General features: G+C 71.6%; 6 protein-coding genes. 4 read left to right on the forward strand and 2 right to left on the reverse strand.

The window, feature by feature from the left end:
* The 3 genes from efeB to ACWF94_RS30480 all read left to right on the forward strand — a co-directional run.
* Positions 1-1,089: iron uptake transporter deferrochelatase/peroxidase subunit (efeB, locus tag ACWF94_RS30470; RefSeq protein ID WP_453495624.1), on the forward strand; the 1,089-nt coding region annotated here is incomplete at its 5' end.
* A gap of 105 nt (positions 1,090-1,194) precedes the next feature.
* The gene (gene efeU, locus ACWF94_RS30475) at positions 1,195-2,289 is read left to right on the forward strand and encodes an iron uptake transporter permease EfeU (RefSeq protein ID WP_453495627.1); all 1,095 of its coding nucleotides are present in this window, start codon (positions 1,195-1,197) and stop codon (positions 2,287-2,289) included.
* A complete protein-coding gene (locus tag ACWF94_RS30480) occupies positions 2,207-3,163 on the forward strand; it encodes a hypothetical protein (RefSeq protein ID WP_453495638.1) in 957 nt (318 codons plus the stop codon). Before efeU ends, ACWF94_RS30480 begins: the two co-directional genes overlap by 83 nt.
* Positions 3,164-3,374: 211 nt before the next feature.
* Here ACWF94_RS30480 and ACWF94_RS30485 read toward each other — a convergent pair whose 3' ends face one another.
* On the reverse strand, positions 3,375-4,163 hold the full coding sequence (locus tag ACWF94_RS30485) for a bifunctional DNA primase/polymerase (protein WP_453495630.1): 789 nt from the start codon (positions 4,161-4,163) through the stop codon (positions 3,375-3,377).
* A gap of 112 nt (positions 4,164-4,275) precedes the next feature.
* The gene (locus tag ACWF94_RS30490) at positions 4,276-4,884 is read right to left on the reverse strand and encodes a TetR/AcrR family transcriptional regulator (RefSeq protein WP_453495633.1); all 609 of its coding nucleotides are present in this window, start codon (positions 4,882-4,884) and stop codon (positions 4,276-4,278) included.
* A gap of 191 nt (positions 4,885-5,075) precedes the next feature.
* Here ACWF94_RS30490 and ddaH point away from each other — a divergent pair, with 191 nt between their 5' ends.
* On the forward strand, positions 5,076-5,900 hold the full coding sequence (gene ddaH, locus ACWF94_RS30495) for a dimethylargininase (RefSeq protein ID WP_453495635.1): 825 nt from the start codon (positions 5,076-5,078) through the stop codon (positions 5,898-5,900).
* The last annotated feature ends 134 nt before the right edge of the window (positions 5,901-6,034 follow it).

Below are 6,034 nucleotides of genomic sequence, written 5' to 3' on the forward strand. Positions count from 1 at the left end.
CCCTTCCACGGAGTGCACCAGGCCGGTATCGCCACCGCCGTCCAGGACCGGCTGCACTTCGCCGCGTTCGACGTACGGACCCGGGACCGCGCCGAGCTGATCCGGCTGCTCAGGGACTGGACGCGGGCGGCGGAGCGGATGACGGCGGGCCGCCCGGTCGGCGCGGGCGCCCACGGCGGGCCGGAACAGGCCCCGCCGGACGACACCGGTGAGGCCCTCGGCCTCCAGCCGTCCCGGCTGACCCTGACGGTCGGCTTCGGGCCCTCGCTGTTCGCCGCGGGCCGGTTCGGTATCGAAGGACGCCGCCCCGGGGCCCTGACCGAACTGCCCGCGTTCCCCGGCGACAACCTCGACCCGGCGCGTGGCGGCGGCGATCTGTGTGTGCAGGCGTGCGCCGACGATCCGCAGGTCGCGGTGCACGCGATCCGCAATCTCGCCCGGATCGGTTTCGGCACGGTCGCGGTGCGCTGGTCGCAGCTTGGCTTCGGCAAGACCTCGTCGACGACGCCCGAAGCGCAGACCCCGCGCAACATGATGGGCTTCAAGGACGGCACCCGTAACGTCCCGGGCGACGACGCCGCCGAGCTGGACCGGCATGTGTGGGTGGCCGGGCGGGACGGCCCGGAGTGGCTGGCGGGCGGCTCGTATCTCGTCGCCCGCCGGATCCGGATGAACATCGAGACCTGGGACCGCACCTCGCTCAAGGAGCAGGAGGACATCTTCGGCCGCGACAAGGCCGAGGGCGCACCGGTCGGCAGGGCGAAGGAGCGCGACGAACCCTTCCTTCCGGCGATGCTGCCGACCGCCCACGTACGGCTGGCGCACCCGGACTCCAACGGCGGGGCGAAGATGCTGCGCCGGGGCTACTCGTTCACCGACGGCACGGACGGTCTGGGCCGGCTGGACGCGGGGCTGTTCTTCCTGGCGTACCAGCGGGACATCGGCAAGGGGTTCATCCCGGTGCAGCGGTCGCTGGCGGCCCGTGATGTGCTCAACGAGTACATCCAGCACGTGGGTTCGGCGCTGTTCGCGATCCCTCCGGGTGTACGCGACACCGACGACTGGTGGGGCCGTGCGCTGTTCTCGTGACCGCCGTCAGCACCGTTCTCGTGACCACCGCCACCACTGTTCTCGTGACCACCACCGCCGCTGTTCTCAGGACCACCACCGCCGCACCGGGGAAGGGACCGCCACGTGCTCGGCAACTATCTGATCGGGCTGCGCGAGGGGCTGGAGGCCGGTCTCGTCGTCTGCATCCTCGTCGCCTATCTGGTGAAGACCGAGCGGCGGGACGCGCTCCGGCCGGTCTGGCTCGGCATCGGGATCGCGGTGCTCATCTCCCTCGGCTTCGGGTTCGCGCTCGAATTCGGCTCGCAGGAGCTGACGTTCGAGGCCCAGGAGTTCCTCGGCGGGGTGCTGTCCGTCATCGCCGTCGTCCTGGTGACCTGGATGGTCTTCTGGATGCGGCGCACCGCCCGGCACCTGCGCTCGGCGCTGCACGGCAGGCTCGACGCCGCCCTCGCCATGGGTACGGGGGCGCTCGTCGCCACGGCGTTCCTGGCGGTCGGGCGCGAGGGCCTGGAGACGGCGCTGTTCGTCTGGGCTTCGGTGCGCTCGGCCACGGATGACGACGGCAGCGGGGCGCCCCTGGCCCTCGTGCTCCTCGGTATCGCGACGGCCGTCGTCCTGGCGTGGCTGTTCTACCGGGGCGCGCTGCGGATCAACCTCGCGAGGTTCTTCACCTGGACCGGCGGGATGCTGGTGGTCGTGGCCGCGGGTGTGCTGGCGTACGGCGTCCATGACCTTCAGGAGGCCCGCTTCCTGGGCGGCCTGGAGCACAAGGCGTTCGACATCAGCTCCACCGTCCCGCCGGACAGTTGGTACGGCACCGTCCTCAAGGGCGTGTTCAACTTCCAGCCGAACCCGACCGTGCTCCAGGTCACGGTGTGGGCGCTCTATCTCATCCCGGCGCTCGCGCTGTTCCTCGCCCCGGTAGGCTTCGGCCGGTCAGTGGGGGGCAAGGAGAGAACGACCGATGAGAAGGCCGATTCGGGTGAGAAGGCAGCGCCGGGGCCGGGCGGTGACGGGCCTCGTGACCTGGGGCCGGAGCCGGACGGCGAGGGACTTCGTGACAGGGAGCCGGAGTCGGCCGTCGACGGACCCGGTGGTACGGAGCCGGCGCCGGGCGGTGACGGGCCTCGTGGCGATGACGGCGCTGGCGCTGACGGCGAGCGGCTGCGTGACGGTGCACGGGGAGCGGGAAGTCGTCCCGGCGGTGACCGGAGCTGAGGCGTCGGAGGCGCTCCGGGAGTTCACCGCCGCGTACAACGCCGCCGACAAGGCGTACGACCCCGCGCTGGCCGCGAACCGGGTGACCGGTTCACTCGGCGCGATCAACCAGGCGGGGCTGAAGGCGCGCGGCGTCAACTTCCCCGGCGGCAACCCTCAGCATGTGCCGCTGGAGCTGACCGACCCGAAGTTCACGATCCCGAAGAAGGCCGGCTGGCCGCGTTACTTCGTCGCCGACACGGACTCCAACCGCGACCGGGACGAGGGCCCCGAGGACAACCGGTGGGTGCTCGTCTTCCTGCGCAACGGTCCCGACCGGCCGTGGCAGGTCGCGTATCTGACGATCCTGGCCCCCGCCCGTATCCCCGCGCTGAAGACGGACAAGGACGGCTACGCCGAGCCGGTCGGGGTGAACAGCGCCGCGCTGGCCCGACCGCCGCGCGAACTGAGCCAGGACTACGCCTCGTATATGCAGAGCGGCAAGCCCGAGCACTTCAAGGACGGCCCGCACACCTCGGACTGGCGTGCCTCGCGCCTCAAGGACGCCGTCAAGCCGGGGATGACCACGCAGTACATCGACCAGTCCCTCGACAGCGCCGACTACGCCCCGCTGGGTCTTGCGACCACGGACGGCGGTGCGCTGTTCTTCTTCACCGTGCGCAACCATGAGCGGCAGACCGCGGCGAAGGGCGTGAATCTGCCGGTGCACCCGGATGTACGGGCGCTGCTCACCGGGGAGGTGAAGTCCTCGCTCACCAAGGAGCGGATCTCCAGCCAGGCGGTCCTGATCCCGCCCGCGAGCGCGGGCCCGGACGGCGGGAAGGTCGAGGTACTGGGGCGGCTGACGGGTCTGACGTCGGCGAAGGGGTCCTGAGCACCACCGGAGCGGCCTCGCGGCCTCGTCCGCGCGGCGGGGCCGTATCCGGAACCGGGAGCCCCGCTCACGGTCAAGACCCCGGGACGGCGCCCGGGACCTGCGGATCGGCAGCAGCGCCCGGAACCTGGCTGGATCGGCAGCCGCACCCGGAACCTCGCGGCTCTGGATCGGCAGCCGCGCCCGGAACCTCGCGGCTCGCGGGCAGCCGTCAGCGGCGGCCCAGCGGCCAGACCGCCCCGGTGTCGTCCAGCGCGTCCAGATCCGCGTGCTCCCCCGCGTACCGCGCGCAGGCGTCGGTCAGGGTCTCCAGCAGCGTCAGCGGGTCCGGCAGCGGGTGCTCGGGCCCCCGCACCCAGCGCACCTCGTGGTCGCCGGGGAGCCGCGCGGGCGGCAGCAGGACATAGCTGCCCCGGCAGTGCCAGCGGAGCCCCGGATGCTCGTCCATGGTCTCGGGGCGGCAGTCCAGCTCACAGGGCCACCACTCGTCCTCGTCCTCGGGGGTGCCCCGGGTGGCGGTGAAGAACAGCGTCCGCCCCTCGTCGCCCGTCCCGCCCGACTCGGCCACCGGGCCGATCTCGACCCCCTGGTCCAGCAACCGCTCCAGTGCGCCGCGGCCCGCGTCCAGCGGTACGTCCAGTACGTCGTGGACCATGCCGGTCGCCGTGATGAAGTTCGCCTCCGGCTCGCCCCGGGACCAGCGCAGGATCTGGGCGCGGTCGGTGGTGGACTGCGTCTGCCAGGCGAAGGAGACGGGGTGCCGGCCGGGGGTCGGACAGCCGATGCGTTCACAGGAGCACCGGTACGAGACGGGATAGGCGGCGGGCGCCAGGGGCATTCCCGCGTCGGCGACGGCGAGCAGCAGACCCTCGCGGCGGGAGTTGTCCGGCTCCGCTGTGGTCTTCGGGGCTCTGGGGCGCCGTCGCAGCCACTGGGGCAGCCGGGTCTCCCAGGAGAGCCGGTTCTCCGTGCCGCGGTAGCGGCCATTACCGTCGCCCATCTATCCCCTCACAGCTCACGCTCGCCCCACGTGGTCTCTACCATCGTCGCACCATCCTGCTCCCCGGGTGGCCACAGTTCCCAACCGGGGGGTCGGTCCGGGGTCACTTCGGTCACTTCCGGGGCGCGAGCCCGTGCAGCGCGTACGCCACCAGCGTGTCCGCGTACGCGTGGGTGAGCGGCAGGGTGCGCAGCAACCAGCGGTGGGTGAGCGGTCCGACCAGGAGTTCGACGGCGATCCGGGCGTCGAGCCCGGCCCGCACCTGGCCCGCGGCCTCGGCGGAGCGCAGCCGGTCGGTGTAGCGCCGGAGCCCGGGTTCGAGCAGCTTTTCGACGAACTGCGCCCCCAGCAGCGGATCGACCACGCCCGCCGCGGTGAGCGCGCGGGTCGGCCCCTCGTACGCGGGGTCGTTCAACTCGTCCACGGCGGCCCGCAGCACCAGGGTGAGATCCGCCTCCAGATCACCCGTGTCGGGAATGCGCCGCTCGGCGTCGCCGGACGCCTGTTCGGCGAGGTCGAGATACGCCTCCAGGAGGACGGCTCCCTTGGACGGCCACCAGCGGTAGATCGTCTGCTTGCCGACCCCGGCGCGCGCGGCGATGCCCTCGATGGTGGTGCGGGTGTACCCCACCTCGGCGACCAGGGCGAGGGCGGCGGCGTGGATGGCGCGGCGGGAGCGCTCGCTGCGGCGTCCGGCGCCGGGGGGCGTGGTCCGGTTCATGGCGCTCAACCTACCCAGCCCGGGAGCCGATACGTCTCGTCTCGATATTCATACGATGGCAGATCCTCACAAGAGGATGAAGCATCCGATCGGATCACAGCGCATTGGCCGAAATGGCCTCACTATGGCTCCACGCAGACCCGCGTGTTCACCCGTCGTACTCGTCTGTACTCGTATGTGAGGAGCCCTCATTGCGCTCATCGCTTCGTGACGCATCGCCGCGCCGCTATCTGATGTGCCCACCCGCGCACTTCAAGGTGACGTACTCCATCAACCCATGGATGGATCCGGCGAAACCGATCGATCTCCCGCTGGCCATGACCCAGTGGGAGGACCTGCGCGACCGATACCGCGCGCTCGGCCACACCGTCGAACTGCTCGTCCCCCGGCCCGGACTGCCCGACATGGTCTTCGCCGCGAACGGCGCGACCGTCGTCGACGGCCGGGTGCTGCTGGCCCGGTTCGCCTACCCGGAACGCGAACCGGAGGCGGCCGTGCACCTCGACTGGTTCCGGGGGGCCGGGTTCACCGAGATCCATGAACCCGTCCATATCAACGAGGGCGAGGGCGACTTCGCCGTCACCTCGTCCTACGTCCTGGCCGGGCGCGGCTTCCGCTCCAGCCCGCTCTCCCACGACGAGGCACAGGAGTTCTTCGGCCGCCCGGTGATCGGACTGGATCTGGTCGATCCGCGCTACTACCACCTCGATACGGCCCTGTCCGTCCTGGACGACGCCACCGACGACGTCATGTACTACCCCGGCGCCTTCTCCCCGGGCAGCCGCTCGGTCCTCGCCCGCCTCTTCCCCGACGCCCTGATCGCGGAGGAGCCGGACGCGGCGGCCCTGGGCCTGAACGCGGTGAGCGACGGCCGCCATGTGCTGCTGCCCCAGGCCGCGGTGGGGCTCTTCGGGCCACTGCGGGACCGGGGTTACGAGCCCATCGGCATGGACCTGGGCGAACTCCTCAAGGGCGGCGGCAGCGTGAAGTGCTGTACGCAGGAGCTGCGGCCCTGAACCCGGGCGGGGTGATCCTGGTCACCTGATCCCGGCCGGGTGATCCTGGTCACCTGATCCTGGTCGCCGCCTCCGCCTCCGCCTCCGCCCCCGCCCCGCTCCCGGTTCCGATCCGGGGGCGGGGCGGGTGGCGT

The sequence above is a fragment of the Streptomyces sp. NPDC055078 genome, assembly GCF_053607985.1.

What these genes read in the sequence shown, in the direction of transcription:
- ACWF94_RS30485 (WP_453495630.1), bottom strand. Translation starts at nt 4,163, where the DNA reads ATGGGCGACGGTAATGGCCGCTACCGCGGCACGGAGAACCGGCTCTCC.
- ACWF94_RS30490 (WP_453495633.1), bottom strand. Translation starts at nt 4,884, where the DNA reads ATGAACCGGACCACGCCCCCCGGCGCCGGACGCCGCAGCGAGCGCTCC.
- ACWF94_RS30480 (WP_453495638.1), top strand. Translation starts at nt 2,207, where the DNA reads ATGACGGCGCTGGCGCTGACGGCGAGCGGCTGCGTGACGGTGCACGGG.